This is a genomic window from Desulfofundulus australicus DSM 11792 (assembly GCF_900129285.1).
GTDB lineage: Bacteria > Bacillota > Desulfotomaculia > Desulfotomaculales > Desulfovirgulaceae > Desulfofundulus > Desulfofundulus australicus.
This window is the reverse complement of the sequence record NZ_FQUW01000005.1, coordinates 56,789-82,650: the sequence shown is the minus strand read 5'-3', so window position 1 is coordinate 82,650 and position 25,862 is coordinate 56,789. Positions and strand designations below refer to the sequence as shown.

Below are 25,862 nucleotides of genomic sequence, written 5' to 3'. Positions count from 1 at the left end.
GTGGAGGCTTCCCTTATGGAAAGTGTCTACAGCATCTGTTTTATGTGCACGGTAAGGTGTCCCATCAAGGTAATGGTAGAAAATGATGACGTTAAGTTGATTGAAGGTAACCCTCACGTTGCCGGTATTGAAGGGAGCATCTGCCCCAAGGGGGCGGCGGGGGTAAGGCTTTTAAACGATGATGAGAGATTGAAAAGGCCCCTGATCCGCACCGGCCCCAGGGGTTCCGGTCAGTGGCGGGAAGCATCCTGGGAGGAAGCGCTGGATTACGTGGCGGCAAAACTGGCCGAGGTGAAAGAAAAATATGGCGGGCGAGCCATCGCCCTGACTGAAAGGGCACAGCTTAACTCCCATATCAGCAAAACATTTTTAAAGGCCCTGGGATCTCCCAACTATTTCACCCATGATTCCTGCTGCAAGGGCTCTCTGAATACCGCTTTCCGGACCCTGACCGGTTATACCGACGGCCAGGTGGGGGTAGACTGGGGCAAGACCAAACATATAGTTCTTTACGGTCGCAATATCTTTGAATCACTGGAACTCAAGGCAGTCAAGCAGTTGATGCAGGCCCTGGAAAAGGGGACCAGGCTGACTTACATCGACCCGCGGGTTACCGTAACGGCTACTAAAGCCCATAAATACCTGATGATCCGGCCCGGAACGGATCTGGCCCTGAACTACGCTTTGATGCACGTCATATTAAAGGAAGGGCTGTACGACAAGGAATTTGTGAACCGCTGGGTGCTCGGGTTGAAGGAACTGCAGCAATTCGTGGAACCCTATACTCCTGAATGGGCGGAAAAAGAAACCGGCATTCCTGCTTACGAAATAGTTTCTCTGGCCAGGGAGGTCAGCGAGGCCAAACCGTCGGTGATCTTCCATTACGGCTACCGGTGTTCTCATTACCTTAACGAGATATATTTCAGAAGATCCATTATCATGCTGAACGCCCTTATGGGCAGCATAGAAGCTCCGGGAGGAATCTTTTTCAAGAAGGGCGCCAAGGATGCAGGCAGGAAGCCGCTTAACAAATTAACAGACCAGGAGCTGCCCAAAGTAACCGAGGAAAGATGCGATGGTGTGGGCACATCCAGGCTGCCACTGCCCGATCCGGCCCACGGCGTGGTCCAGATGCTGCCTAAGGCTATTCTGGAAGAAGATCCATATCCGGTTAAGGCGCTGCTTGTCTGGCGCTTTAACCCGCTGCTTTCCATTCCGGACTACGAATACACCAGGCGAGCCCTGGAAAATCTCGACCTGTTGGTGACCATAGATATTCAGTTCAGCGAAATAGCCTGGTATTCCGATGTGGTTCTACCCGAATCCACCTATCTGGAAAGGGGAGACTCCATCCAGGAGGCCAATGGTTTGAAACCGGCCCTCTACATGCGCAGGCCCGCTGTATCCCCGCGCTATGATACCAAGCCGGGCTGGGAAATTATGAAATCCCTGGCTGACCGCCTGGGTATCGGCCAGTATTTCCCCTATCATACCCTGGAAGAACTGTGGGCTTACCAGTTGCAGGGAACCGGTATCAGCATCAGCGACTTTGACGAAAAGGGCTATGTTTCCCTCAGCGATGAGCCCATTTACTGGGACCGTAAGGACGGGATTAAGCTGAAGACTCCGTCGGGGAAAATTGAATTTGTGTCCAGCCTGCTGGAGAAAAACGGTTTCCCATCCTTCCCGGCATATGAGCCCGTACCGGCGCCCCCGGAAGGATATTTCCGCCTGATGATCGGCAGAGCTGCGGCCCACACCCATGTGTCGACGCAGAATAACCCTCTTTTAAATGAACTGGTCCCCGAAAATGTCCTCTGGATCAATACGCGCCAGGCGGCAAAACTGGGCATAAAAAACGGCCAGATGGTAGAAGTTATCTCTTCCCGGGGCCGGGACACTATCCGTGCCTTTGTCACGGACCTCATCCATCCCGAAGCGGTCTTTATGCTGCACGGTTTTGGCCACAAGGTACCTGTGCAGTCCAGGTGCTACGGCAAAGGGGCCATGGATGCTCTGCTGCAGGAAAACATCACCGATATGGTGGGCGGCAGCCCGGCTTTACAGGGTATTTACGTAACCGTCAGGCCAATTAAATGATTAGAGAGGTAAATGATTTGTCTAGGGGGTCAATCGATGAGCAAATATTACCTGTACCAGGATGAAAAAAAATGTATTTCCTGCCGCAGCTGTGAAGTGCAGTGCAAGGTTAATAAAGGTTTGGATCCGGGACCCAGGCCGAACCAGATAGTGGTGGTAGGCCCTGTCCAGGCAGGCAGCCGGCCCCAGGCAACCAGCATTTTCATGCCCTGTTTTCACTGTGAGGAGCCCTGGTGCGTACCGGCCTGTCCCACCGGGGCAGTACAGAAGAGGCCCAAAGATGGGATTGTTTTTATCGTTCAGGAACTCTGTGTGGGCTGCAAGAGCTGCATCATGGCCTGCCCCTGGGGTGCTCCCCAGTGGGATGCCAGGAAGGGGAAGGCCGTGAAGTGCGATTACTGTATGGACCGCATTGATGCCGGCCTCAAACCGGCTTGTGTTACCGCCTGTCCCACCGGGTGCCTTCTTTTCGGTCCTGCCGAGCGGATGCCGGATGTAAAAAGGGTCCGCCATGTCCATCAGATTACTGCTGTGGGGTAGAGTAGATAAAGGAGCAGATATATATGGTCAAGGTTTCCTGTAGTGTCAGGAAAGCGGAGGAAATTGTAAAATCTTATCTGGACATGGAAAGACTTTGCGGCCAGTGCCGCTCCAATCTGAACAGAGCATTAAAGCTGCTGTCCGCCATCAGGAGCGGCAGGGCCCGCCTGGGCGATCTGGAGGGCTTGCTGACCCTGATCAACAGGCTGCACCTTTCCTGCCACTGTGGCCAGGGGAAACGCGTGGCACCGGAAGTAATGGCCATCTTGCGGGAAAACAGGGACGATTTTGTTGTACACATTGAAAACCGGGTCTGTCCCGCTTCCGAATGTTCCCAGCTGGTGCTTGCACCCTGCCAGGCTACCTGCCCGGCGGGCATTGATATCCCCAATTATGTTGCCCTGGTTGGCGAGGGCAGGTATGCCGAGGCATTGCAGCTTATACTTGAGGATGTTCCCCTGCCCGGTGTTCTGGGACGCATCTGCGAGCATCCCTGTGAACGCGCCTGCCGCAGGGGTGAGGTTGACGCTCCCGTATCAATTTGTGCTTTGAAAAGGCTGGCCTACGACCGGGTAAGGGAATTAAGGAATAAGATAAACCTTTTCTCACCAAGGCCTGTCAGGAAGTCCGGCAAAAAAGTAGCGGTGGTGGGATCCGGTCCCGCCGGGCTTTCCTGCGCTTACTTCCTGGCCAGGAGAGGTTATTCCGTAACCATTTTCGAGGCCATGCCCGAGCCGGGGGGAATGCTGGCTTACGGCATTCCCCCGTACCGGCTCCCCCGGGATGTTCTCCGCGATGAAATAGCCCGCATCCAGGCCCTGGGGGTGGAGATAAGGTTAAACAGTCCGGTTAATGGTGAAAACGGCATTGCCCGGTTGCTGGAAGAATATGCGGCGGTATTCCTGGGTACCGGGGCCTGGAAAGGTTCCATCCCCATGCCAAACCATAACTTGTATGACGGGGTTATGGATGGGGTAACCTTTCTCAGGCTGGTAAATCAGAGCCTGCTTGAGGGAAGCGGCCGTCCCGCAGTGGAAGTCGGCGGCAAAAAAGTGGTTGTGGTTGGCGGCGGCAATGTGGCCATTGACGCGGCCCGCGTGGCCCGCCGTTTGGGTGCCCATGAGGTAAGGATTATTTATCGTCGCTCCCGCCAGGAAATGCCGGCCCTGGATGAGGAAATTGAGGCCGCTGAAAGGGAAGGGATTATCCTGGATTATCTCATTTCCCCCACCGGCCTGGGAGGCAGTGGTCGCCGCCTCCAGTATATTGAATGTATCCGGAATATGCTCAGCGAGCCCGACGCTACGGGCCGGCGCTGGCCGGTGCCGGTGAAAAATTCGGAGTTCAAACTGGAAGCTGACATGGTAATTTTTGCTGTGGGCCAGAAGCCGGATCTCTCTTTTCTTTCCGGAGGAGCGGACCCGGTGCAGGTGCAGGTATCCCGCGACCGCATAGTTGTTAACCCGGATACCATGGAAACTTCCCTTCCGGGAGTTTTTGCCGGCGGTGACGCGGTTACGGGCCCTGCCAGCGCTATCAAGGCCATTGCTGCCGGCAAGCGGGCGGCAGCAGCTATAGACGCTTATTTGCGCGGCGAAAAGCCTTCCGCGGCCATCAAGTACCCGGTAAAAAGAAAAGTGGCCGTCCTCATGCAGACGACCGCCCGGGAAAAGAGTTGCTCACGGGCGCACACCTTTGATAACCAGTATTTACCTGAAAAACAGGAGACGTTTGAAGAAGTGATGAAAGGCCTTGAGCCTGAGACCGCGGCTCTGGAAGCGGCCAGGTGTCTGCGGTGCGACCTCTGCATTGCCTGCGGTAAATGTGCCGATACCTGCCGTAAGGTGGGGGCGGAGGCCATTCAACTGGGTTATGTTGAAGGCGGTGAAGGACAGTTAACGGATTTTGAGCGCCCGGCTGCCAGATGCATCGGGTGCGGCAGCTGTTCCGTAAATTGCCCGACCGGGGCCATTACCCTGAAAGACGAGGGCGGGTTCAGGGAAATTCGCATGTGCGGTAGTTTGATGAACCGTGTGGAATTGATAACCTGCCGTATATGCGGGCAATCCTTCGCTTCATCCAGGCACCTGGACTTCATACGGGAGCGCTTAAAAGGTTATCCCGGGCACCTTCATGAGGCTGCCGAAATATGTCCTGCCTGTCTGCGACGGGAATGGGTCGATCAAATCCACGGCATGGGCTTCCCGCCTGCCGATTGGACAGAATTGCTTTCCAGGGCGGTGGAGCGGGAAGCTCCGGTACCGGTAATCCCGGAACTGGAAAAAGATATTTCCGGACGTTTCCGGGTTTTCCGGGAAGAGCGGGAGGTCATGGAGAGTATACGGCCCCAGGTGCAGAAAATTCACGAGCTGGTGGGCGAATTATCGACTGTCATCCATGCGCCGGAGCGTTCCACCCTGGAAGCGGGCCGGGTTCTCAATATGATTACCGGTATAGCTGAACAGATGAACCTGCTGGCCCTCAACGCTTCCCTTGAGGCGGTCAGAATTGGCGGCCAGGGAAGGGAAGTTGCCGCTTTGATGGGTGAGATCCAGGAACTGGCTTCCCGGTCTGCCCGCGTGGCGACGGAAATAGGTATTTTCATTCAAAAAGTAAAGCAGGAGACATCTCCTGTGGCCGGAAACGGCAATTCCGCCGCCGGGGAAAATCTGGTTTTTACCCTGGAAACCAGGCAGCAATTTAATATTATTGTGCAGCATGTGGAAAATGTTGTCCGGCAGGTGGGACGGGTAGCCAGTTTGGCCGTTGAAATAGGCACCGGACATGAGGAGACTGTTTCCGCAGAAGAGAAAACGGCCTGATAAGACTTCACCCGGAGCGCTTGCATGTGCTCCGGGTGATCCCTATTTTCCTTGAATTGTATTGATTGAGTGAGGCGATGGTATGGTATTATTTAACAGCATCAAGACCCGCATTTTAATACCCATGCTGGTGTTGCCGGCCCTGGGTTTCGGGTTGCTGGCTTTTTATAGTTATACCCAGGCAAAAAATATGATTGTCCAGCAGGAAAAGCAACATATTCAGTCCATTCAGGCTTTTGTGGAAAATGATCTGGCCGAAACCACCCGGCGTATTCGACTGGGGATTGAAAGTGTGGTCAATAACCCCCAGGTACAGGAGGCGTTTGCGGCCAGGGACAGGGACAGGCTGGCCGCCCTCACCTCTCCCATCTGGGAAAAAGTTAAGGCGGAAGGAATCGATCAGTTCCAGTTTCACCTCCCGCCGGCCACAGCTTTTCTGCGCCTGCATATGCCCGAAAAATTTGGCGATGATCTTTCATCCTTCCGGGCCACGGTAGTAGAAGCCAACCGGAGTAAAGAGGTGGTGGCCGGTCTGGAAGAAGGGCGGGGAGGTTATGGTTTCCGGGTGGTGGTGCCGGTATTTTACCGGGGACAGCATGTGGGCAGCGCCGAGTACGGCCAGGGCTTTAACCAGGCCCTGCTGGACAAATGGAAGGCAAAGCTGGGTACGGAATTTTTTGTTTACCGGCGCGGGGACAGGGGTATATCACTGGTGGATAAAAGCAACCTCCTGGCCGCCACGGAGGAGAAAGATACATATCCCGTTGAGGAAAGTTTAATTAAAACCTGCCTGGAACAGGGGAAAATGCAGGTGACATACATAAACGGCGGCCGCCAGGCGGTGCAGTTGCTTCCTTTAAAGGATTATTCCGGAGCTACCGTTGCCTATGCCAAGATAATAATAAACAGGGCCGACGTGCTTGCCAGGCTGAACGCCACCCTGTATAACCAGCTTCTCATATTCTCGATTATCGGTGTCCTGATACTTGCCGTTACATACCTGCTCCTTCAGCGCTCGTTAAATCCCATTACCGTACTGGCAGGTGAAATGGTCCGTGCGGGTGAGGGTGATCTTACAGTTTCCCCGGACTGCTCTTCCCGGGATGAGGTGGGGCGGCTGACACAAAGCTTTTGTAGCATGATTGAAAATATCCGCTCCCTGGTTGGCCAGGCCCTTGACACTGCCAGCCGGCTTTCGGCATCCGGGCAGGAGCTTTCCCTTTCCATGCAGCAGGTCTCTGCGGGTGCCCAGGAGACGGCGGGTATTGCCGATAACCTGGCCCGGGTGGCCGGCCAGTTAAATGAAGGAGTGGAGGATTTGGAGAAGAACGTCCACCACGCTTCCCGGTCGGCCCGGGCAGGTGAAGAGGCCATGGAACGGTTGCGCTCCCAGATGGAAATCAACCAGAACCAGATCAGCGAACTATCTACCGTTATTCATGATCTGGGCCGTCGTTCCAGGGAGATAGGACGGATAGTGGAATTGATCGCCGATATTGCCGACCAGACCAACCTGCTGGCTTTAAACGCTTCCATTGAGGCAGCCCGGGCCGGGGAGCATGGTAAAGGCTTTTCCGTGGTGGCCGATGAAATACGCAGGCTGGCCGAACAATCAGCCCGCGCGGTTACCGAGATAGGAGTTTTTATTGAAGAGGTACAGCGGGAAACGGCCCGCGGGGTCAGCAATGTGGAGAAGAGCGTGCAGAGCATGGGCGAGGGCGCCCGGCTGGCCGCTGAAACAGGGAAGCACTTCATGTCCATTGTTCAGCAGGTTGAAAACATTGTCCGGCAGGTGGAGCGGGTGGCCGGTGCTTCCGGGGAAGTTAGCGCGGCCAGCCAGGAAGTGGCGGCCGCAGCCAGCGAGCAGTCGGGCGCAGTGGAGCGGATAGCCCGGGCAGCTGAGGAACTATCTTCCCTGGCCGCGGAACTGGACTCCCGCGTTCGCCGCTTCAAGTTGTATTAACCCGGGTCGACTTCATCGTAAGATAGGGTTGTCACCCTGGTAAATTCGCCCCGTTTCTTTTCTTCTTCAGTAGCCGGTTGTTCTAAAAGATCTTCATTTCCCGGAGCAAACCGGGGTTCTTTTTTCATAGGAACCGGAGGTGTTTTCTTCCTGGCTTTCATTGGGCATTCCACCCCTTCATAATATATTCTCCTTCCGGTTCCGCCCTTTATTCATTAATTTTATTCAGGCGCCGGGCTGCAGCCAGCAGCTGTTCTGCCCGGCGCACAATGGGCAGCTCCACCATTTTCCCTTCAACCTGAATGACACCGCTGCCCGCGGCCCGGGCACGGGTAAAGGCAGCAACTACTTTTTGGGCCCACGCGATTTCCTCGTCGCTGGGAGTAAAGATTTCGTTTACCGGTGATACCTGGGCGGGGTGGATAACCAGCTTGCCCTGAAAACCCAGCCTGCGGGCGCGGCGGGCGTCTTCCATCAGGAAGGAGATATCTTTGAAGTCGGGATTTACGGTGTCCAGGGGTGGGGCGATACCCGCTGTCCGGGAAGCTACCACCAGCTGGTTGCGGGCGAAAAATAACTCCTCCCCTTCCCGGGAATAAGGTACCCCGATATCCATGGTATAGTCATTGCCTCCAAAGGCCAGGCAGATTACCCGGGGGGCGGCGGCAATTTCCCCGGCCCGGGCAATGCCCCGGGCACTTTCAATAAAGGGAATTAGTTTGATCTGGCCGGGAGGCAGACCATTTTGCTGTTCCAGCAAAGACAGCAACCAGTCTACCCGGCCTACATCTTCCCCGGATTCAGCCTTGGCCAACATCAGCCCTGCTACGGGTAAGCCAACCACGGCCTGCAGATCGCGCAGGATATGGGGTGAGGTCACGCCGTTAATGCGGACAAAAGCGGGAATGGGGCGGGGAACGCTTAAGAGTTGAACTGCCAGCTGGCGTGCCTGTTCCTTACGGGTTTCTGCCACAGCGTCCTCCAGGTCGATAATAACTGCGTCGGCACCGGCTGCAAAAGCCTTTTCTCCCTTCCTGGGGTCGTCGCCGGGAGTAAAAAGAAGAGTGCGCAGCGGAAACATTGAAAATACACCATCCTTTATAAATTATTACCGGAGCATTGGACACAATCTTTTGACACGGTACGGTTCGGGTAAGTAAAATTATCTCGGACTTGTTTGAGGGAATATCAGTGGCATGGATTGGATATCAAAGCAAGCTGCTGCATCTGCTTCTGCGGAGCACCGGCAGTATATGTACTTTTCAGAGAATTTCTTTTATAATTACGGGATAACTACCAGCCCGGGTTGTTAAGCGATGTCCCGGAAGAGGTTGCTTCCCCGTTTATGACCGGGGTATTATGGAATTAAGTTCGTCGGCAGAAGGTTATTTCCTTTCGGAATAGCTGATAACCTGCCGCATGATTTGCAGTGGCGGGTGGATGGAGGTGTGGGTTTTGCGGGAGATTGCCCTGCCGGATTTTATAGGCGAGTCGGAACACGGGATGATTGTGATGGTATCGGCGCTGGAAGATGAGCTTGAGCCGCTGTTCCAGCGCTTCCACCGGGGGGAAAATGTTCCTTACCGGTTTGGATGGCAGCTGGTACCCCTTGATGCCCAGAACTACCTGGTGACCCTGGATTTGAACTGGGATGGGGGAAACGAAGTGGCCATTGGTTTTACCCCGGAAATGTGGGGCATCCTGCCTGCCGTGCGGCATAAAGACCTGACCGTAATTACCGATTGGGAACTGGTGGGTCAACAAACGGAGATTTCTCCGGCTAAATCCCTGGTTATCCGCCAGGCCTATCGCGGTTTTGACGAGCTAATCAGGCAGGTAGCCCAGATATTACCTCCCCTGCAGGGGTCCCATCCCGGCGAGAAGCTAGAAAAACTCCAGGAAATTCTGGCCGGGTGCGTGGATCCCGGACAGCTCCATTAAATTGCGAAAAGAATAACCCGGCCTTTCCCGGGGTCAAACTACTGGAGCAGGGAGGCCGGGTTTATGCTTGTTTCCGTTTACCGTACGGTACTGATTTATTTTGTTGTTCTGCTGGTAGTGCGCCTGATGGGAAAGCGGGAAATAGGGCAGCTTTCACCCTTTGATTTCGTGGTGGCCATCATCGTCGCTGAGCTGGCGGCTATTCCCATGGAGTCCACCGCTTTTCCCCTGTGGAAGGGGATTATTCCCCTGGTTACCCTGGGTGTTCTGGAGGTTGTTTTAAGCTACCTGGCCCTGCACAGTCCTTTCTTGCGCCGGTTGCTGGACGGTGAACCCCAGGTGGTAATCAGGAACGGGCGCATAGTCAAGGAAGAGTTGCGCCGGGCGCGTTACAATTTGAACGACCTTCTGGCCCAGCTCAGGGAGAAGGGTATCTTTAATGTCGAAGACGTGGAATTCGGCGTTCTGGAGACGTCGGGCAGGTTGAGCGTGCTCCCCAAATCCCAGAAGCGTCCCGTTACTCCCGAAGACCTGGGCCTGTCTACCGGTTACGAAGGTTTGCCCACCATCCTGGTTATGGACGGGCAGGTATTGAGGGAAAACCTGCGCGTGGTCGGCCTCGATGAAACCTGGCTGAAGGAGCGCCTGGCCGCGTACGGTTTGAAGCCGGAACAGGTGTTTCTGGTTACCCTGGGCACCGATGGCCGGCTGTTTATTAATGAAGGTTGATGCCGGCGGCGGGTTCCGGGCGGGGTGCACTTATCCGGCATGCGGCGGCTGCCAGCGGCGGGCAAAACCCTGGGTCAGCCGGTCGATAACAATTGCCATGGCCACTATTGCCAGTCCGGCTTCAAATCCCTTACCCACGGCAACCCGGTTGATTGCCAGCAGCACGTGTTCGCCGACCCCTCCGGCCCCGATCATGCTGGCAATGACCACCATGGCCAGTGCCATCATCGTTGTCTGGTTAACCCCGGCGAGGATTGAGGGCATCGCCAGGGGCAGTTTCACTTCGTACATCAACTGCCAGGAGGTGGCGCCAAACGCCCTTGCCGCTTCCAGTATGGTTTCCGAGACCTGGCGGATACCCAAACTGGTGAGCCGTACTACCGGCGGGGCAGCGTAAATAACGGTAGCGATCACTGCTGGTACCTTGCCCAGGCTGAAAAGCATCATGGCCGGGATCAGGTAGACAAAGCTGGGCATGGTCTGCATGGCGTCCAGAAGAGGGGTTGTAATGGAGTTCACCCGCCTGGATTCAGCCATGATAATGCCCAGCGGGATACCCAGGACTAACGAGATTATGACGGAAGTAATTACAATGGCAAGCGTTTCCATGGCAGCTTCCCAGAGGCCAAATACCCCGATGCTGAGCAGCAGGATAAGCAGGCCGGCGGTGTTCAGCAGCTTGCGTCCCTGATACCAGCAGATACCTGCAACCAGGGCAATCCAGAACCACCAGGGGATGAATAGTAAAATGGCCTGGATCTGGAGTAAAGTTTTCAGGATGATGTTGCTCAGCGAGGAAAAGAAGGTTCCCCACTGGACGGTGATCCATTTTACAAAGGCGTCTATGTAAGGAGCGATATGAAATTGTAAACTGGCGGGGAACAAGCTCTATCACCTCCCTTAGCCGGCGATGAATTTCCGTCCTGCCGTGTGGGCAAGCTTTTCAACACGCTTGTCAGCAGTGCCAGACATAAGCATGAACCGTCGTTCGTCCTGGACAAAGCGGCGCACGTAATCGTTTGCCGGGTGCATGATTATCTCCTGCGGCCTGCCGACCTGGACAAAGGTGCCCTGCTGCATCACCGCCATCCGGTCTCCCATCCGGAGGGCCTCATTAAGATCATGGGTTACAAATACAATTGTTTTGCGAAGTTCTTTCTGGAGGCGGAGCAGTTCATCCTGCATCTCCCTGCGGATGAGAGGATCAAGGCCGCTGAAGGGTTCGTCCATTAACAGCAACTCGGGGTTTTGAACCAGTGCCCGGGCAATACCCACCCGCTGCTGCATGCCGCCGGAGAGGGCGGCGGGGTAACGTGTTTCCCAGCCTTCCAGCCCCACCTGCCTGATGGCTTCTCTGGCTGCCGATTCCCGTTCTTCACGGCCGACGCCGCGCAGCTTCAACCCGAAGGCGACGTTTTCCAGCACTGTGCGGTGGGGCAGTAATCCGTAATGCTGAAAAACCATGGCCACGCGTGTCCGCCGGAACCGGTTCAGCTGGTGTTCATCCATGGATGTCACTTCTTCGCCCCCAACTCTGATCTTCCCCGCGGTTGGTTCGATCAGTCTCAACAGGCAGCGAATTAAGGTGGACTTGCCGCTTCCGGATAGCCCCATAATCACAAAAACTTCACCCTGGGCGACCTTAAACGAAATATCACAGACTGCCGCCACCGCTCCTTTTGCTATTGCTTCTTCCAGGGAAAAGGGTTTGGTCAGGTCTATGTTCCTTTCATGGGGACCGTATATTTTCCACAAGTGTTCCACTTCAAGAAGGATATCTGTACCGGAACTCATGCTATTTCACCTCATTCAAGGCTCTGGAGACGCGGTCGGCAACGTCTTGGGGGACCCATTGTTTCCAGTGCTCCGGGTATTGTTTGAGGAACCAGATAGCGGCTGCCTTCGCATCATCGCCATGATCATGCATGTAAGCCAGGGCTTCGTTGGTTTGTTCAAGAGTGGTGCGGTAGTTTTTAAGAAATTCAACCACTTCAGGTGCGGTTTTTTCCAGGCTGCTGTTTATGGCCACCGTGACCCTGCACGAAGGGAAGGCACAACCGCGATCGGAATTCCACCTTTCATAACTGTAGGGCGGCTCTTCCAGCATGGTCATGTCCAGCTTGCCCATGATCCATGTGGGTTCCCAGTAATAACCAAGCCAGGGTTTTCCCTGTTCATAGGCCGTGACAATGGAAGTGGCCAGTGCCGTATCGGAGCCGGTAATAAAGTTGTTGAAATACCTGTCAAGCCCGTAGGTCTTCAGCTTTTGCGTGTTTATGTCCGTGACCACCCATCCCGGTGGGCTGTTGTAAAACCGGCCTTTTTCCGGCTGTTCCGGGTCCTTAAATAACTCCCAGTACCTGGGCAGGTCTTCTACCGACTTGAGCTCCGGAGCCAGCGGCTTAATTCCGCGTGCCGGATCTCCTTTAATCACATATGTCGGTACGTACCATCCCTGGGGGGCATCGGGGAAATTTGTCCCCAGTTCTTTAACGGCGCCGGAATCCAGCGCTTTCTGATACGCTTCGCGAACATTGTCGACCCATATCTCCATGGTTACATCTACACTTCCTTTTTCCAGCCCCTGAAGAATGGGTATGGTTTCCCCGAACATATAGTTGACCGGGTAACCGTAACCGTGCTCAATGATAAAAGCGGCGATGCGGTTATGAATCTGCACGCTGTCCCAGCTGAAGTCTCCAAAAACGATTTCAGGCTTGTTTTCCCCAGTTGTGCTCTGGTTGCCGGAAGCGCCGCACCCCGCCGCAAGCAGAATAACAATTAAGAGGAGTGAAGTTAAAGTAATAAAACGGTGCCGGAAATAGCGGGGGTTTTTCTTTTTCCACATGAGCGACCCTCCAATCTTTATTTGATTGAAATACTGGTGTATTGATAGCAGCAGGGATGGTAAAGGAGAGGTGGTTTAAGGATCAGGAAACTTTTCATCACTGACATAATACATTCTGTGGACAAGTTGTCTGTTAAAATCTTACTAAAAAATTTATTACATGTCAATTAATCATTCAAAAAATTAACCCATTTTAAAAGGAATCTGTCTGGAGAAGTAGAAATTACCGGATAAAAATGAAAAAGCGGGGGCAAGGGCGGTGTTTGAAATTTCCAGGCGACATCAGTTGATAATCCTGATCATTGCCGCCGTACTGATTTTTGGTGGGGGATACCGCTACGCCTTGTGGCAGCAGGGTTCGAGTCTTGAGAAACCGGTGCTGGAACAGCCGGAGTCCCGGGAAAATCCAGCGGGGGAAGGGGAGATGCTTGTCCATGTTGCCGGTGCCGTGGAAAAGCCGGGAGTATACCGCCTGTCACCCGGCGCCAGGGTGCAGGACGCCATTAAAATGGCCGTTGCTCTTCCCGAGGCGGACCTGGATATTTTAAACCTGGCTGCTCCTTTAACGGATGGTCAAAAAATTGTTGTGCCGTTAAAACAAGCGGGTAACGATGCCGTTGTTATGCCCGGGCAGGGCCTGTCCCGCCCCGCTCCTGTAAGTGCTACTCCGTCCGGAAACCCCTTTGCCCGGCCGGTAGTTGACCCGCGGGTTTCCGGGAGCGGCGGCTCACTGGTAAATATCAATACGGCCAGCCAGGAGGAGCTGGAAACCCTGCCCGGGATCGGGCCCTCCCTGGCCCAGCGCATCATCCAGTACCGGGAAACCAGCGGCCCCTTTAAAGTGCCCGAAGACATTAAAAATGTATCGGGCATTGGAGAAAAAAGGTATGAACAGCTGAAGGATTACATAACGGTTTATTAGATATTAGCTTCCGGTTTTTCGACGGTATCCCAATTAACCATATTAACTGTTTTCGTTGATCTGGTTTTTCAGGAGGGAATTTTTGTGTTCGTTCCCGTGGCAAGTCTTATTCCTGATCATGCTAGCCTGCAGAACAATATGCCCGGCGGGATTTCCGCTGCCCCGGATCAAGCCTTTGCCTTCATGCTGGCCTCTGCTCTGGAATCGTCTTTGAAAAATGAAAAGACCGGTGAGGGAAAACAGGTTGCTGGTGATATTTCCCCCCTATCAATAACGCTTTTCTTTTTACTGCTTGGGGCAGGGAACGGGGGAATCTTACCTCTATGGACAGCTTTGAGCTTATTGCTGTCCGGGGAGGGAAACAGGGAGCAAAAACCGGCTGCTGCCAGCAGCAACGAGCGACCGTCCGGGGCCGGTAGGTATGATGCCCTGTTCGACCGGGTGGCGGCAAAATATGGCCTTGAACCGGCCCTGCTCAAGGCGGTGGCCAGGGTGGAATCGGGCTTCAATCCCCATGCCGTTTCCCCGGCCGGTGCGGTAGGGTTGATGCAGCTTATGCCGGCCACGGCAGCAGCCATGGGGGTGCGCAATCCCCTGGACCCCGGGGAGAATTTAGAGGGTGGGGCGCGCTATTTGAAATCCTTGCTGGAGAAGTTTAACGGGAATGTTGAGCTGGCCCTGGCCGCTTATAATGCCGGTCCGGGAGCGGTGCAGCGTTATGGCGGCATACCTCCATACCGCGAAACGCAACAGTACCTCCAGCGGGTTGCTGCTGCAAGATACGAGTTCCTGGTTTGAGCTTATCAATATTATCAATATACTCGATGATGTTTTACACGGGGGCTGTACTTGTTCTGGCCGGTTTGTTATTCTTTGCTGCCTTTTTGACACCTAACGGTTACCCCGGATTGAAGGGTAAAAAAGCAGGGTAGGGCTTTGGTATGAAGCCCTACCCTTATCAACTAAAAGTCATCCTTTAAATTTAAGAGAGCCTTGCGGTCACCTTCTTCAGCCAGCGCTTCCTCCCCTGCTTTTACCAGCTTGCGAACCATATTGCCGCCTATTTTGCCCGCTTCCCGTACGGTTAATTCATCCCCGGCATTGGCCAGATCATCTTCCAGCCCCAGTTCCTTGGCCGTTTCCCACTTAAGCCTGTCCAGTTGCCTTTCTGTACGCAGTTTATCGTTATCCTTCTTGTGTCCCATATAATAATCACCTCAGAATTAGAATGCTTCAGCGGTCCGGTTATATACAAGAAAAAATTTTTATCTGCTGGTAATGCCATAAAATTTTTCAACGTTTTTACCCTGTGAAAAATAGATTTCCCAACTGAAAGATGATGCATATGACGACAGGAAATGAGGTGGTAGCAGAGAACAGTTTATAAGAGTAATGCCCGTTTTTTAGAGGTGTGATCATTGGTTTCCAGGCCCCTGGTTTTTTTAACCCTCGCTTTTGCAGCCGGTATTTCTCTGGCGGAAGCCCGGGAGTGCCACCCGGGTGCGGCCTTTTCGCTTTGTCTTATCCTTTTGCTGGCGGCCGTGGTGGGGTATTTTTTTCACTGGTCTTTTAACCGGTGGATCATGCTGGCCCTGTTTCTGGCCCTTGGTTTCACTCTGGCCACGGTGGAAAAAGGCAGGGTCAGCCCTGTCCTTGATGAATATACCGGGCACTGGGTAACTCTGGAGGGCGTGGTCAGCCGGGAGGCTGATATCCGCCCGGACCGGGTTTACTACTGGCTGGAAGCCCGCAGAATATCTATGGGGCGGGAAACCCTGGAACTGCAGACGCCGGTTCTGGTGCGGGCTGACGCTCCCGGTCCCGTTTATTCCTACGGGGATTACCTGCGCCTGCATGGCCTGCTGGTTCGCCCGCCGGATGCAGGTAACCCGGGAGAATTTGATTACCGTGCCTACCTGGCCCGCCGGGGTGTCGGGGCAATTCTCATTGTACGCGACCCGGCTTCCATACAGAAAAACGGTACCCGCGGGAACCCGGTTGTGCGGGGAATCCTGCGGTTGAAGGAAAAACTCCTGGCGGTGAGCCAGGCAACCCTGCCTTCGGAAAAGGCCGCCCTTATAAACGGCATCGTTTTTGGCAGCCAGGGGCAGATAGATCGCAAGACGTGGCAGCTTTTCAGCGAGTCCGGTGTGGTGCACATCCTGAGCGTCAGCGGGCTGCATGTGGGTCTTGTTCTGGCCGGGGCACTGTCCCTGGTCAGGCTGGTGCGCGTGCCCTTTAACCTCACCGCCCCCCTTGTTAGTGTTGCCCTGCTCCTGTACGCCATCTTATGCGGCCTGGGCCCGGCGGTAACCCGCTCTACTATCATGGCCCTTATGTTTCTATGGGCCCACCACCTGGGCCGTTCCCGGGACTGGCCCACCACCCTGGCTGCGGCAGCACTGGTCAGCCTGATCGTCAGGCCCCTCTCCCTCTATGACATAGGGTTCCAGCTTTCCTTCGCTGCCACCTGGGGCATCCTCTACCTGGGACCGGTGCTGGACGGGCTATTAAAAAATGTCATCCGGCATACGTGGTTAAGGGCGGCCCTCTGGGTTTCCCTGGCCGCCCAGCTGGCCACCCTGCCCCTGATTGCCCGGTACTATAACCTGGTTTCCCCGGTATCCTTACTGGCCAACCTGGCAGCAGTGCCCCTTACCGGATTGATTCTCGCCCTGGGCACGGCCTCTTCCCTTCTTGGCCTGGTTGTTCCCGCCCTGGCCGGCTTCATTAACATCAGCACCTCTTTGCTCCTGGACCTGTTTATAAAGCTGGTATCCCTCTGCCGGGCCCTGCCCGGTTCGGTAATCTACGTTCCCACGCCGCCTTTTTTCCTGGTGGTGGCCTGGTATCCCCTTTTGTTTTTGGGAGTTTTGCTTGTCTCAAACGAGGGCCGGGCCGCTTTGCGCCAATTTTTCAGCCGCCATCACCGCTTATTGCCGGTGGTTTTCATGGGCGGAGGACTTTTGATATCTATTTTTCTCTTTAATAGTCCCGGGGAAAAACAACTGGTGGTCCATTTCATCGATGTGGGCCAGGGGGACAGTATTCTCGTCCAGACTCCCGGCGGCAAGAACATGCTGGTGGATACCGGGGGCTGGCCGGGGGAACTGGAAACGGGGGAAGGGGCGGGGGAAAAGGTGGTGGTACCCTACCTGCGCCGGCTGGGCGTCAGGCACCTGGACGTGCTGGTGCTCACCCATCCCCACGAAGATCATGCCGGGGGAATGAAGGCGGTGGTTGAAGCCTTTCCGGTGGATCTGGTCCTGGTGTCACCGGTGGGCGGGACGGGGAATCATCCTGCATCTTCCCGCCAGCAGAATAATGACGGAGTTCCTTTAGCCTACAAGGCAACTATTGCCGGGCTGGCCGCCCGGGGCGTGCCGGTAAAAGCGGTGGCGGCCGGAGACCGCCTGCACCTGGACCCGGCCCTGGAGGTACGGGTGCTGGGGCCTCCCCGCCCGCTGCTCACCGGCACCCGATCCGATCTCAACAATGCTTCGGTGGTACTGCGGGTCCAGTACGGAGAAAAAGTGCTGCTGCTTACCGGGGATATGGAGGTGGAAGCCCAGCAAGCGTTGGTAAACAGAGGGGTTGATCCGGGGTGCAGCGTGCTCAAAATACCCCATCACGGCAGCAGCTACCAGCTTTCCACTTTCCTGGAGAGGGCGCGCCCGGAGGTGGCGGTGATATCCGTGGGGCGGCACAACAATTTCGGGCATCCCGCCCCGGAAACCCTCGAACACCTGGCCCGGCTGCCGGTTAAGGTTTACCGCACCGACCTGGATGGGGCGGTTATTCTCCGCACGGACGGCAAACGTATCTTTGTCCGGACGGGCCGCCAGCGCCAGGCGGCATAATTAATAATTTTGTAAGCTGGCCATAATTGATGCCGGGCTGGGGCCCAGTGCCCCCGACCTGATCGGCAATTTGAAGAAGCTTGCCTTCGACCCCTTTACAGTGAAATATCTTATAGCGACGCACGGTCACATCGACCATACGGGAGGGCTGGCTTATCTTAAAGAGAAATTACGGGCCGAAGTGGTGGCCCATGAGCTTGAGTTCCCGGAGTGGAAGGGAAAAATATTGTGCTGACCGCAGCAAGTTATTATTTTTTATTTTATATTTTTATCCACGGCAGGAAAAGTGTTGTCGATGTCCAATAAGGTAAAAGAGCCTGGAGGTGGATGCTGCCTGCTGATGAGTTGTAATTAATCGCTATAATTTTTTATATATTCTAATGAGTAACGTTAAACATATATGTGAAGGTGTAAACATTCACAAGTAAAAATTATATCGTTCCTACTGTTCAGCCTGTAGTCGATCATCTTCTGGTCTCTGTAATAAGCACTGCTTTATAAGGAAACGGCTGCGGGGAGGGAAAGGCCGATGACTTCAAAAGAAAGGCTTCAAAGACTGAGCGTGCTCGCCGGGGTCGTCATGGTGTTGTTTGCCATTTGCTTTTTTCAGCTGGTCTACCTCCACCTGGCTTTCCGGCAGACGGAGCGGGCTTTTAGCGAGAGGATGGAGAAGCTGATCCTGTCGTCCCGGCTGGTGGAACTCACTTCCCGCAGAACACTGTCACAGTCGGATCAGGAGCTGATGCGGTCTTATGCCCGGCGCCTGGCCGGGCTGACCCGCACACGCCAGGGCCAGCAACTCTCCCGGGATCTTGCTGCAGCCGTTGATCTTTTTCTTTCCCGGCCTCCAGAAGAGCGTGCCGCGTTCCGTGCCGAGCTCGAGGATTTAGCCCTGGAAAATGACAATTATCAGCGCAGCAGGTTGAAGGAAGAAATTTTGCTGTCCAATAGGGATTTCCAGCGCCTCTTCAGGGTTGTGGCAGCTACCAGTGGAAGTGCGTTTTTAGTGAGTGTAATTATAATGGTTTTGTTCTGGGTCTGGCTTTTACGCCAGAGCGAGGTGAACCGCCTGGTGGTCAGATGTACCCGCAACGGCGTGCTGGTTGGTGACCGCCGCGGCAGGATAGCTCTGGCCAACCCGGTTTTTGCCGGTCTGGCGGGTAAGACCCCCGGAGAGCTGGCGGGGCGTCCCCTGGAAGCTGCAGGACCGACGGGAGCGCTCCTGGCCCGCCGCATCGAAAGAGGTGAAGAAGTGACCGGGCGGGAAGTCTTGTGGCAGACCCCCGACGGGTGTACGAAATGTTTCTCCGTGGACGTGATTCTCTTGAAAGAGCGGGATGACCGGGTGCGGGGCGGCGTGGCCGTGTTGAGGGACATCACGGCCCAGTGGCTCGCACAGCAGAGGGCGGAGGAGGAAAAAGCCGCCTTGAAGGAGCTGGCCAGGCGTGATGGGCTCCCGGGCTTTTAAACCACAGGGCGCTGATGGAACATCTGGAAGTTCTGGTGGCAAAAGCGCTGCGTGAACAACAGCCCCTTGCCCTCATCATGCTCGACCTGGATTACTTCAAGATATACAACGACACCCTGGGCCACCTTGCCGGTGACGGGCTCCTGCGTGAATTTGCCCGGCTGCTGGAGAAGAACGTGCGCTCAGAGGACCTGGTGGCCAGGTACGGCGGTGACGAGTTTGCCGTGGTACTCCCCAATACCGACGGGGTAAGTGCCTTTCAAATTGCCGAAAGGCTGCGGAAGCAAATTGAAGCCCACCCCTTCCCGGGGAGGGAGGTACTGCCCGGGCACTGCCTGACCGTATCCATCGGGGTAGCCGACACCACCTGTGCAGGGGTGAGCTCGGCAAGCCTGCTGGTTAAGGGCGCGGACGAGGCCCTCTATGTGGCAAAGCTGGGTACACGCAACCGGGTGGAGCTCTACCACAGTGCGCTCTCCGAATTGAAAGAAACCGTGCGGGCGGAACAGAGGGAGGCCCTTCTGGTCGCTGTGCGCACAAACCTTCTGTTTTTGCACATGCGGGATCAGTATACTTACAACCACTCCGAGAGGGTTAACAGATATACGCGGTTAATTGCCCGGGAAGTGGGTCTTTCTCCCGATGAAATGCGGATGTTGTGCATGGGAGCCGTGCTTCACGACATCGGCAAGGTATGCGTTCCCCCGCAAATACTCACCAAATAAGGGCCCCTGGATCCGGAGGAGTGGGAGGAGGTGAAAAAGCACCCGCAGTACGGGGAGGGAGTGCTGTCACCTTTTTCTCTTCCCCGGCCGGTGATCGAGATCGTGCTGCATCATCACGAACGTTATGACGGCGGAGGTTACCCCGCAGGCTTAAAAGGTGAGAAAATACCTCTTTTTGCCCGCATTGTTAGCGTGGCCGACGCCTTTGACGCCATGACGGTGGACCGGCCCTACCGCCGGGCACTTTCCATCCCCGCTGCTCTTCGGGAACTGCGCTGCAATGAAGGATCCCAGTTCGACCCGGAAGTGGTTCAAAGATTTGTCCGCGCAGTAGAAGAAGGAGCACTGGAGGAGAGCCGGTCCGGGGCTTCATCGCCGGAAAATAAGCAGGAACGGAGGGATGACATTTGTTCAAGCTGAAAGGACTCCGGGCACAGTTTTTAAGCGGCTTTGCCGTGGCTGCTCTTTTTGCTTTACTGGTCTGTAGTCTGGTCATATATCTGGTAGACCGGAGCCTGGCCGACCTGGATGAGGTGAAGACGGTCAACGAAAGGATTCAGCTGGCTTTTAAGGCTTCCGAGCTGGGCTATCAGAAAAGCAACTATGCCCGCGGATATCTCCTCTATGGCATTCCCGACTATTACAGCCAGTGGGAGGCTGCTACGGCCGAGCAGGCCAAAACCCTGGAGTACCTTTTAAGCATTACCCGCCGCGAGGAAAACAGAGTCCTGGTGCGGCAGATGATCGAAGCCAGCAGGCGTTACGACGATTTTGTGCGTGACCAGGTGATGGTCCCGGCCCGCTCGGGGAACCGTGAAGCGGCACTGAAAGCAGCCGCGGGCCGGGGAAAGGACCTGGCCGACGAAATGTTCCAAACAATCGAGAATTACCAGAGCAAGCGGGGCAATGAAATTGCCTCCCTGCAGGAACGGGTTATGGCCAGGGTTAAACCCGCCCGGGCTGCGGCCATAGGTCTTACTCTGGCCGGTCTGGTGGTGGGGGCAGGCCTTTGTCTCTGGCTGGCCAGCCGGGTGGCGCGGGCGGCCGCCACGCTGGCCTCCGCCGCTGCGGCTGCCGCTGCGGGAGAACTGACCGGCAGGGTAGAAATCCGGCGCAGCGATGAGATAGGTGAACTGGCTGCTGCCTTTAACCGGATGATCGAGCAACTCCGTACCCTGGTGGGTAAGGTAACCGAAACGGCCACCGAACTGGCCGCTCAAAGCCAGCAACTGGCTGCCAGTACCGAACAGTTGCAAGCGGTCACCCAGAACACGGCCGCTACGGCTGCCCAGATTTCCGCGGGTGCCCAGGAGGCTGCTGCCAGCAGCGAACAGGTGGCCAGGACTTCGGGCCAGGTAGAGGATGCGGCTAAAGAGGGTATCAAAGCTGTGGAAGCGGCCACGGTACGAATGGGGGAAATTGCCCGTATCGTCCAGCAAAACGGCAGGCTGATGCAGGTGCTCAGCGAACGTTCGGCACAAATCGGCAGCATCACCGAGACCATTGCCGGCATTGCCGACCAGACCAATCTGCTGGCGCTGAACGCCGCCATCGAGGCAGCCAGGGCCGGCGAGCACGGGCGCGGTTTTGCTGTGGTGGCCGAAGAAGTGAGAAAACTGGCCGAGAGCAGTGCCAGGGCGGCCGGGGAAATAGAACAGCTGGTCAAGTCCATCCAGCAGGATACCCGTCAGGCGGTGAAGGCAGTGGAGGAATCCTCCGCAGCCATGGAGCGGGGTGTGGAATCGGTAGAGGACACTGGAAAGAAGTTGCACGAGATCCTGACCCGGGTCGCCGAGGTTCTGCAGTCTATTCGTGAGGTGGCCCAGGTTGTCGAACAGTTCAGCAAGAGCAGCCAGCAGTTAAGCGGTGCCACCCAGGACATTGAACATGCCGTCCAGCAATCGTCACAGCTGGCGCAGGAACTGGCCAGGCGGGCGGAGAACCTGAACGCCGGGGTGAGTGTTTTCCGCCTGGCCTGAGGAGAGTAGATGGTGGCTATCATCTGGTTTAATTTTCATCTTCCAGACTTCCGTTCACCTTTTGCCGACAGCCCGCGGGAAATGTTCAGAATCCCACGGGTTTTTGCTTTTTAGGGTTAAATGATGGCCACTGATAGCCACGATGCTGTGCGGTTAAAATAAAGATAAAAAGAAGCAGGTGAAAATTTTTGTGGCTGTTCAAAAATCGCGGCAAGAAGATTCCAGGATTCGGGTAAATGAAGAGGCATCTCTGGAACTGGCTCCGCGTTCGGGGGCCGTTCGGCTGGTAATGCCCGCAAGGGAAATAGGTACTGCGGGCATCATCATGATTGGCCTGTCCGGTGTTATTGGAGCAGGTATCTTTGTGGCCAGCGGGATTCCCATACGCATTGCCGGACCGGCGGCTATCATATCCTACCTGGCCGGCGCTATTATAGTTATACCGGTTATGCTTTACCTGGCCGAGATGGAGTCTGCCTGCCCATCCACAGGGGCTTTTAGTGATTACGCCAACCGCTTTCTGGGTCCTTTAATGGGATTTGTCACCGGGTGGATGTACTGGTCTGCGGGCGTGCTGGGTATGGCAACAGAGGTCACGGCTTCCGCACTGTTGATGCACTGGTGGCTGCCCGGCTGGCCGCTCTGGCTTTTCAGCCTGTTATTTTCCCTGTTGATCATTACCACTAACCTGCTGGACATTGGCAGGTTCACCAGCATTGAAGGGTTGTTTTCGGGCGTAAAAATACTGGCCCTGCTGGTGTTTATCCTGGCCGGGCTGGCCGTATTAACCGGGCTGTGGCCGGGTTTGGAGCCTGCTGGAGCTACAAATTATTTTGCCCATGGAGGGTTCTTCCCCCATGGCTTAAAAGGGGTTCTGGCTTCCCTTTTGCTGGTTGTTTTTGCCTATTCGGGTATTCAGGTGGTTTGTATGACGGCGGCACAGGCTACCAATCCCAGGCGTACCATACCCAGGGCCGTTGTGGGTACCGGGCTGGCCGTAACCTTTTTAAATACCGGTGCTGTTTTCCTGCTGGTTGGACTATTGCCCTGGTTTACTGTTCCGGTCAATTCCAGTCCCTTTGTCGTGGTTCTTGAAAAGTTGCACATTCCTTTTGGCAGTCATCTATTAAACGCTGTTATTATAACGGCTGTACTTTCCAGCATGAACACCACCATGTTTGGGGTTACCCGGATGCTAAAATCTCTGGCTGAGCGGGATGAGGCTCCCCGGTTTTTATTAAAGACAAACCGCCGGGGTGTTCCCACCAGGGCGCTGGCGGCCAGCGGCATATTTTTAAGCATTGCTGTCATCCTGGCTTATCTGCTTCCGCAGAAGGTATTTCTTTATGTGGCCAGTGCCAGCAGTTTTATTTCCCTCTTCAACTGGGTGGTAATAACAGTAACATATCTCAGCTTTCGCCGGAAGCTGCCGCGCCCGGGGGGGCCTTTTGTCCTGCCCGGTTATCCTTATTTGCCCCTGATGTCCCTTTTGCTTTTACTGGTTGTGCTGGCCTCGATTCCTCTTTCCCGCAGCCAGATTCCCGGGATGGTAAGCGGGGTTGTTCTGTCACTTGTGTATACCATGATATTTTTCCTTTTCATCAGGCGGCGCAGGGTGACCCCGCAGGTATAACATCATGCATCGGCCTAATTTTAGCCCGGGCAGGTATGGGATGCTTCTGATGTTTGGGTGATGCAGGGAGGCATGATGCAGCTGAGTAACGGGAGGTGGGTTTACGGTCCACCTCCCGATTTTTTAGGCCGGGATAATTTATAGATGTATGGAGTAGACCGGGGAATATGGTTCCGTACGCCCGATGAATCGGTATGGTTCTTGCAACAAGAACCTGGCGGCAGTAAGCTCGTGGAAAGGGGTGCGGATATTGAACCTGGAATGTTTCCTTTATGATGTCAGGGACTCGATTCTGGTACTGACCATGAACCGGCCGGAAGTGCGCAACGCCTGGAACCGGCAAATGCATGATGAGTATCTGAAGGTTATGCGAGCTGTTAACGAAGACGATTCCATCCGCGTGGTTATCCTCACCGGTGCTCCCCCCGCCTTCAGTTCAGGGACGGACTTAAAGTCTTTTAGCGGGGGGGTTGCCAGTTTTGAGGCTTCCCTCTCCCGGGGAGGAGCCGGCCAGGAAATTACTCTGATGCGTGAATTCAAAAAACCAATCATTGCCGCCATCAATGGTGCGGCAGTAGGCCTGGGGGCAACCATTACCCTGATGTGCGACATAAGGATGGCTGCTGAAAGCGCCACCATATGTTTCCGTTTTACCCAGCTGGGAGTTGTTCCGGAGTTTGCCAGCCCCTACATGCTGCCCAGGATCGTGGGCCTGGGCAGGGCCATGGACCTCTGCCTGACCGCCCGCACCATTACTGCCCGGGAAGCGCTGGAAATGGGCCTGGTGTCCCGGGTGGTCCCTGATGATCAGCTGATGCCGGCGGCCATGGAGCTGGCCAGGGATCTGGCTTCTAAAAAGGAACATGCCATACGCATGACCAGGGAAATGCTGTACCGTCACCTGGATACCGACTTTTGCACTGCGGTGCAACATGATGCGGTGGATTTTATGGAAGCCGTCAGATTGACCTTTGATGGGAGGTAGAGATAATGCGGACCAGAATTACAGAGCTGCTGGGAATCAAGTATCCGATTATTCAGGGGGGTATGCAGTGGCTTTCCAGGGCCGAATTTGCAGCTGCCGTTTCCAATGCCGGCGGGCTGGGAATTATTACAGCAGCCACGCACCCTACCAAGGAAGCCCTGGTGGAAGAAATCCGCAAGGTAAGGGCTTTAACCGACAAGCCGTTTGGAGTTAATATTTCCATGCTGCCCGAAGTTGGGCCCCGGGATAAGACGGCCGCTTATTTTGAGGCTGTGATTGAGGAAAAGGTGCCCGTGGTGGAAACCTCCGGGCGCAGTCCGGAGGAATATGTTCCCTACTTGAAACAGGCGGGAATTAAGTTGATCCACAAGGTGCCGGCTGTCCGCTATGCTCAAAAGGCCGAGCGGGTGGGGGCAGATGCGGTTACCATCGTGGGATTTGAATGCGGCGGTCATCCCGGCATGGATGACGTAACCACCATGGTTTTAACGCCCAGGACGGTTGATAGCGTATCCATACCGGTTGTTGCCGGCGGCGGTATAGCCGACGCCCGCGGTTTTGTGGCTGCCCTGGCGCTGGGTGCCGAGGGGGTGGTTATGGGTACCAGGTTTGTGGCCACCACAGAATCCCTGGCCCATACCAATTTAAAAGAGTGGATGGTGAAAGCCCGGGAAACGGATACGGTCATCATCCAGCGTTCCATCCGGAATGCTGCCCGGGTAATAAAGAATTCTGCTGCGGAAAAGGTTCTGGAGATGGAGGCCCGTGGAGCAACCCTGGAGGAATTGCTCACCATAATCAGCGGTCAGGTGGGCCGCCGCGCATTGTTTGAGGGTGATCTCGAGGGAGGGACATTTGCCATGGGCCAGTGTGTGGGGCTGGTTTATGAAATCAAACCGGTTAAAGAAGTAATTGAAGAACTGGTCAGCGGGGCCGAAGAAATACTGGCCCGGCTCCAGGGGATGCTGAAGTAATGTTCATAATCTAATCAAATTTGTTAAATTGTTTAACATGCTCTCTTTTATTTATATCTCTTGTTATTAGAAGACCCGGGATACAAAAGCTGTATAATTCGACTAAATTTTCTTGACAGGGAAAAGTTTTGTTGATTTAATAAAAATAAGCACAACATAAGTAGAAATTAAGCCACTCCCAGCGGGCAAACCTGGTGAAAGCCGGGGACGCAAAGCCACAGGTCTAAGGTTTCCGTGGTATCTCCCGGGGACTATGACGGCTGGGTTGCAAGGGAGAAAAGTGCCGCAGGAAAGCATGTGCCTGTCTCCCTGCGGCTTTTTTACTTTAAAGCATGAAAGGGTGGGGGACACTGTCGCAGGGCAAAAACAGTTT

General features: G+C 55.0%; 21 protein-coding genes, 1 pseudogene and 1 riboswitch. Of the genes and pseudogenes, 16 read left to right on the top strand and 6 right to left on the bottom strand.

All coding sequences use genetic code 11. The features are described from left to right. The first annotated feature begins 15 nt into the window (after window positions 1-15). The 4 genes from BUB44_RS01305 (at window position 16) to BUB44_RS01290 (ending at window position 7,425) form a co-directional block, all read left to right on the top strand. Window positions 16-2,100: a molybdopterin-dependent oxidoreductase gene (locus BUB44_RS01305; RefSeq protein ID WP_073162589.1), complete on the top strand. Its 2,085-nt coding sequence runs from the start codon at window positions 16-18 to the stop codon at window positions 2,098-2,100. A 36-nt stretch (window positions 2,101-2,136) separates the two neighbouring features. Next, the gene (locus tag BUB44_RS01300; RefSeq protein ID WP_073162587.1) at window positions 2,137-2,640 is read left to right on the top strand and encodes a 4Fe-4S dicluster domain-containing protein; all 504 of its coding nucleotides are present in this window, start codon (window positions 2,137-2,139) and stop codon (window positions 2,638-2,640) included. Window positions 2,641-2,663: 23 nt separating this feature from the next. Then, complete coding sequence (locus BUB44_RS01295) at window positions 2,664-5,462, top strand: NAD(P)-binding protein (protein ID WP_027355608.1); 2,799 nt, start codon at window positions 2,664-2,666, stop codon at window positions 5,460-5,462. An 82-nt stretch (window positions 5,463-5,544) separates the two neighbouring features. Then, a complete protein-coding gene (locus tag BUB44_RS01290; RefSeq protein ID WP_073162585.1) occupies window positions 5,545-7,425 on the top strand; it encodes a methyl-accepting chemotaxis protein in 1,881 nt (626 codons plus the stop codon). Here BUB44_RS01290 and BUB44_RS15290 read toward each other — a convergent pair. Together BUB44_RS15290 and BUB44_RS01285 are read right to left on the bottom strand one after the other, a co-directional pair. Next, the gene (locus BUB44_RS15290) at window positions 7,422-7,586 is read right to left on the bottom strand and encodes a hypothetical protein (protein ID WP_157832941.1); all 165 of its coding nucleotides are present in this window, start codon (window positions 7,584-7,586) and stop codon (window positions 7,422-7,424) included. The genes BUB44_RS01290 and BUB44_RS15290 overlap by 4 nt on opposite strands. A gap of 47 nt (window positions 7,587-7,633) precedes the next feature. Further along, window positions 7,634-8,506, bottom strand: coding sequence for an HpcH/HpaI aldolase/citrate lyase family protein (locus tag BUB44_RS01285; RefSeq protein WP_027355606.1), 873 nt, complete (start codon window positions 8,504-8,506; stop codon window positions 7,634-7,636). A 359-nt stretch (window positions 8,507-8,865) separates the two neighbouring features. Between BUB44_RS01285 and BUB44_RS01280 the strand changes: the two genes are divergently transcribed. Further along, complete coding sequence (locus BUB44_RS01280; protein WP_157832940.1) at window positions 8,866-9,366, top strand: hypothetical protein; 501 nt, start codon at window positions 8,866-8,868, stop codon at window positions 9,364-9,366. Between the two features lie 63 nt (window positions 9,367-9,429). Continuing rightward, window positions 9,430-10,095 carry a DUF421 domain-containing protein gene (locus BUB44_RS01275; protein ID WP_027355604.1) on the top strand — a complete coding sequence of 222 codons (666 nt, stop codon included), beginning with the start codon at window positions 9,430-9,432 and terminating at the stop codon, window positions 10,093-10,095. Between the two features lie 30 nt (window positions 10,096-10,125). On the opposite strand, the gene BUB44_RS01270 is transcribed toward BUB44_RS01275, so the two are convergent. Genes BUB44_RS01270 through BUB44_RS01260 form a run of 3 tightly spaced genes read right to left on the bottom strand, consistent with a single transcriptional unit; the run spans window position 10,126 to window position 12,943 of the window. Beyond that, the gene (locus tag BUB44_RS01270; protein WP_073162583.1) at window positions 10,126-10,980 is read right to left on the bottom strand and encodes an ABC transporter permease; all 855 of its coding nucleotides are present in this window, start codon (window positions 10,978-10,980) and stop codon (window positions 10,126-10,128) included. A gap of 15 nt (window positions 10,981-10,995) precedes the next feature. Beyond that, window positions 10,996-11,889 carry a quaternary amine ABC transporter ATP-binding protein gene (locus BUB44_RS01265; protein ID WP_073162582.1) on the bottom strand — a complete coding sequence of 298 codons (894 nt, stop codon included), beginning with the start codon at window positions 11,887-11,889 and terminating at the stop codon, window positions 10,996-10,998. 1 nt (window position 11,890) lies between these two features. After that, entirely contained in the window at window positions 11,891-12,943 is a 1,053-nt protein-coding gene (locus BUB44_RS01260) for an ABC transporter substrate-binding protein (protein WP_073162580.1), read from the bottom strand. Between the two features lie 259 nt (window positions 12,944-13,202). Between BUB44_RS01260 and BUB44_RS01255 the strand changes: the two genes are divergently transcribed. Both BUB44_RS01255 and BUB44_RS15940 read left to right on the top strand, forming a co-directional pair. Then, the gene (locus tag BUB44_RS01255; protein ID WP_073162578.1) at window positions 13,203-13,865 is read left to right on the top strand and encodes a ComEA family DNA-binding protein; all 663 of its coding nucleotides are present in this window, start codon (window positions 13,203-13,205) and stop codon (window positions 13,863-13,865) included. Between the two features lie 84 nt (window positions 13,866-13,949). Beyond that, window positions 13,950-14,663, top strand: a complete 714-nt coding sequence (locus BUB44_RS15940) for a lytic transglycosylase domain-containing protein (protein ID WP_278247925.1) — start codon at window positions 13,950-13,952, stop codon at window positions 14,661-14,663. A gap of 164 nt (window positions 14,664-14,827) precedes the next feature. On the opposite strand, the gene BUB44_RS01245 is transcribed toward BUB44_RS15940, so the two are convergent. Next, on the bottom strand, window positions 14,828-15,070 hold the full coding sequence (locus tag BUB44_RS01245; protein WP_027355600.1) for an alpha/beta-type small acid-soluble spore protein: 243 nt from the start codon (window positions 15,068-15,070) through the stop codon (window positions 14,828-14,830). A gap of 213 nt (window positions 15,071-15,283) precedes the next feature. On the opposite strand from BUB44_RS01245, the gene BUB44_RS01240 reads away from it, so the two are divergent. From BUB44_RS01240 to BUB44_RS01200, 8 genes and pseudogenes are all read left to right on the top strand, one after another. Next, window positions 15,284-17,725 carry a DNA internalization-related competence protein ComEC/Rec2 gene (locus BUB44_RS01240; protein ID WP_073162576.1) on the top strand — a complete coding sequence of 814 codons (2,442 nt, stop codon included), beginning with the start codon at window positions 15,284-15,286 and terminating at the stop codon, window positions 17,723-17,725. Between the two features lie 70 nt (window positions 17,726-17,795). Further along, on the top strand, window positions 17,796-17,960 hold the full coding sequence (locus BUB44_RS01235) for an MBL fold metallo-hydrolase (RefSeq protein WP_242655786.1): 165 nt from the start codon (window positions 17,796-17,798) through the stop codon (window positions 17,958-17,960). A gap of 294 nt (window positions 17,961-18,254) precedes the next feature. Next, window positions 18,255-19,193, top strand: coding sequence for a PAS domain-containing protein (locus BUB44_RS01230; RefSeq protein ID WP_034634198.1), 939 nt, complete (start codon window positions 18,255-18,257; stop codon window positions 19,191-19,193). Window positions 19,194-19,207: 14 nt separating this feature from the next. Beyond that, window positions 19,208-20,338: pseudogene (locus BUB44_RS15675) on the top strand (diguanylate cyclase). Then, window positions 20,326-21,897, top strand: coding sequence for a methyl-accepting chemotaxis protein (locus BUB44_RS01215; protein ID WP_073162572.1), 1,572 nt, complete (start codon window positions 20,326-20,328; stop codon window positions 21,895-21,897). The pseudogene BUB44_RS15675 and the gene BUB44_RS01215 overlap by 13 nt, the downstream one beginning before the upstream one ends. Before the next feature lie 190 nt (window positions 21,898-22,087). Continuing rightward, window positions 22,088-23,530 carry an amino acid permease gene (locus tag BUB44_RS01210; RefSeq protein ID WP_073162570.1) on the top strand — a complete coding sequence of 481 codons (1,443 nt, stop codon included), beginning with the start codon at window positions 22,088-22,090 and terminating at the stop codon, window positions 23,528-23,530. A 250-nt stretch (window positions 23,531-23,780) separates the two neighbouring features. Next, window positions 23,781-24,515, top strand: a complete 735-nt coding sequence (locus BUB44_RS01205; protein WP_073162568.1) for an enoyl-CoA hydratase/isomerase family protein — start codon at window positions 23,781-23,783, stop codon at window positions 24,513-24,515. 5 nt (window positions 24,516-24,520) lie between these two features. Further along, on the top strand, window positions 24,521-25,489 hold the full coding sequence (locus BUB44_RS01200) for an NAD(P)H-dependent flavin oxidoreductase (protein WP_027355598.1): 969 nt from the start codon (window positions 24,521-24,523) through the stop codon (window positions 25,487-25,489). Window positions 25,490-25,663: 174 nt separating this feature from the next. Beyond that, a riboswitch (cyclic di-GMP riboswitch) is annotated at window positions 25,664-25,762 on the top strand. The last annotated feature ends 100 nt before the right edge of the window (window positions 25,763-25,862 follow it).

Excerpts from the sequence above, each read along its gene's own strand:
- BUB44_RS01305 (WP_073162589.1), top strand. The coding sequence starts at position 16 with ATGGAAAGTGTCTACAGCATCTGTTTTATGTGCACGGTAAGGTGTCCC.
- BUB44_RS01300 (WP_073162587.1), top strand. The coding sequence starts at position 2,137 with ATGAGCAAATATTACCTGTACCAGGATGAAAAAAAATGTATTTCCTGC.
- BUB44_RS01295 (WP_027355608.1), top strand. The coding sequence starts at position 2,664 with ATGGTCAAGGTTTCCTGTAGTGTCAGGAAAGCGGAGGAAATTGTAAAA.
- BUB44_RS01290 (WP_073162585.1), top strand. The coding sequence starts at position 5,545 with ATGGTATTATTTAACAGCATCAAGACCCGCATTTTAATACCCATGCTG.
- BUB44_RS15290 (WP_157832941.1), bottom strand. The coding sequence starts at position 7,586 with ATGAAAGCCAGGAAGAAAACACCTCCGGTTCCTATGAAAAAAGAACCC.
- BUB44_RS01285 (WP_027355606.1), bottom strand. The coding sequence starts at position 8,506 with ATGTTTCCGCTGCGCACTCTTCTTTTTACTCCCGGCGACGACCCCAGG.
- BUB44_RS01280 (WP_157832940.1), top strand. The coding sequence starts at position 8,866 with ATGGAGGTGTGGGTTTTGCGGGAGATTGCCCTGCCGGATTTTATAGGC.
- BUB44_RS01275 (WP_027355604.1), top strand. The coding sequence starts at position 9,430 with ATGCTTGTTTCCGTTTACCGTACGGTACTGATTTATTTTGTTGTTCTG.
- BUB44_RS01265 (WP_073162582.1), bottom strand. The coding sequence starts at position 11,889 with ATGAGTTCCGGTACAGATATCCTTCTTGAAGTGGAACACTTGTGGAAA.
- BUB44_RS01260 (WP_073162580.1), bottom strand. The coding sequence starts at position 12,943 with ATGTGGAAAAAGAAAAACCCCCGCTATTTCCGGCACCGTTTTATTACT.
- BUB44_RS01245 (WP_027355600.1), bottom strand. The coding sequence starts at position 15,070 with ATGGGACACAAGAAGGATAACGATAAACTGCGTACAGAAAGGCAACTG.
- BUB44_RS01230 (WP_034634198.1), top strand. The coding sequence starts at position 18,255 with ATGACTTCAAAAGAAAGGCTTCAAAGACTGAGCGTGCTCGCCGGGGTC.
- BUB44_RS01200 (WP_027355598.1), top strand. The coding sequence starts at position 24,521 with ATGCGGACCAGAATTACAGAGCTGCTGGGAATCAAGTATCCGATTATT.